Source organism: Streptomyces pyxinicus (genome assembly GCF_024753135.1).
Classification (GTDB): domain Bacteria; phylum Actinomycetota; class Actinomycetes; order Streptomycetales; family Streptomycetaceae; genus Streptomyces; species Streptomyces pyxinicus.
In genome coordinates, this window is record NZ_JANUGP010000064.1 from 1 (window position 1) to 1,681 (window position 1,681).

General features: G+C 73.1%; 1 protein-coding gene. It reads right to left on the reverse strand.

Annotated elements, in window-relative coordinates:
• Positions 1-1,681 (reverse strand): non-ribosomal peptide synthetase (locus NX794_RS35730; RefSeq protein ID WP_258783879.1); only part of this gene is annotated, 1,681 nt, incomplete at both ends.

The window sequence follows — 1,681 nt, forward strand, 5'->3', positions numbered from 1 at the left end:
GTCGGGCAGCCGGTCAGCTCGGTCTCCGTCAGGAACGCGGCGAGCATCGAGGGTACGAAGTGGCAGACGGAGATGGCCTGTTCGCGGATGAGTGCGGCCAGGTAGTGCGGGTCTGTGTGCCCTTCGGGTCGCGCGATGACCAGTGGCACACCCTGCGCGAGGGGCCAGAACAGCTCCCAGACGGAGACATCGAAGGTGGTGGGCGTCTTGAGCAGTACCCGGTCCCCGTCGGTCAGGCGGTAGGTGTCCTGCATCCATCGGAGACGGTTGACGATGGCGCTGTGTTCGATCAGCACGCCCTTCGGCCGTCCGGTGGAGCCGGAGGTGAAGAGGACGTAGGCCGGGTGGGACGGCAGCAACGGTGCGAGCCGGTCGGCGTCCGTGACCGTGTCCGCCGCCAGCCCCGCCAACTCCTGCGCCACGGCGGGCGCGTCGAGCACCACGGCACCCGGACGGAAACGTTCCGGCAGGGTGTCGAGCGAGGCGGCCCGGTCCGCCAGGACACACACCGGCGCGGCGGTGTCGGTCATGTACGTCAGCCGGTCGGCGGGCAGGGTCGGATCGAGCGGAAGGTACGCACCGCCGGCCCGTACGACGGCGTGCAGGGCGACGAGCAGATTCAGTGACCGGGGGAGCGCCACGGCGACGACGGACTCGGGGCCGACGCCCCGCCGGACGAGCAGCCGGGCCAGCCGGTTGACCCGTTCCTCGAAGGCGCCCCGGGTCAGGTACGCCCCGTCGAAGAGCAGCGCCGTGGCCTCAAGGTCGTGGGCTCCGTCCGCCACCAGGTCGGCGAGCGTGGCGGGACCCTCCGGGACGCGCGCGGTGTCGTTCCAGCCGTACAGCACCCGCTCCCGCTCCTCCTCGTCCATGACCGGGATCGCGGAGAGCGCCTGCTCCGGGTCGGCCGCCACCGCGTCCAGCAGCCGGACCAGCCGCCCGGCCAGCCGCTCGGCGCTCGCGGCCCCGAACAGATCCGTCGCGTAGCGCAGACCGCCGCTGATCCGGCCGTCCGCCGCCGAGCCGCCGAAGGCGAACTCCAGGTCGAACTTGGACCCGCCGATCTCCACCGGCAGTTCCCGCGCCGGCACCCCGAACAGCTCCGTCACCTCGGTGGTCGTCGAGTGGTAGGTCACCATCGTCCGGAACAGCGGGCCCCGGCCTCCGGCGGCGGCCAGCGGCCCCCGGCTCCCGGCACCGGACCGCCCGACCGCCTCGGCCACGGCCTCCAGTGGCAGGTCCGCGTGCGAGAACGCGGCGAGATCCGTGTCCCGCACCCGGCCCACCAGCTCGACGAAGCCGGGGTCGCCGGACAGGTCGGCCCGCAGCACCAGGGTGTTGAGGAAGAAGCCGACGAGCCGGTCCAGTTGCTCGTCCTCCCGCCCGGACACCGGGGTGCCGAGGGGGATGTCGTCACCGGCGCCGAGCCGGTGCAGCAGGGCGGCGACCGCCGCGTGGACCACCATGAACATGGTCGCCCCGCTCTCCCGGGCGAGCCGGGCCAGTTCCGCACCCGTACCCGCGGACACCTCGAACAGCACCACGTCGCCCTCGTGAGAGGGGGCGGCGGGACGCGGCCGGTCGGCGGGCAGCGGGACTTCCTCGGGCAGACCGGCGAGTGCTTGACGCCAGTAGTCCGTCTGACGGGCGGCCGGCGAATCCCCGGTGCCGTCGAGGAGGA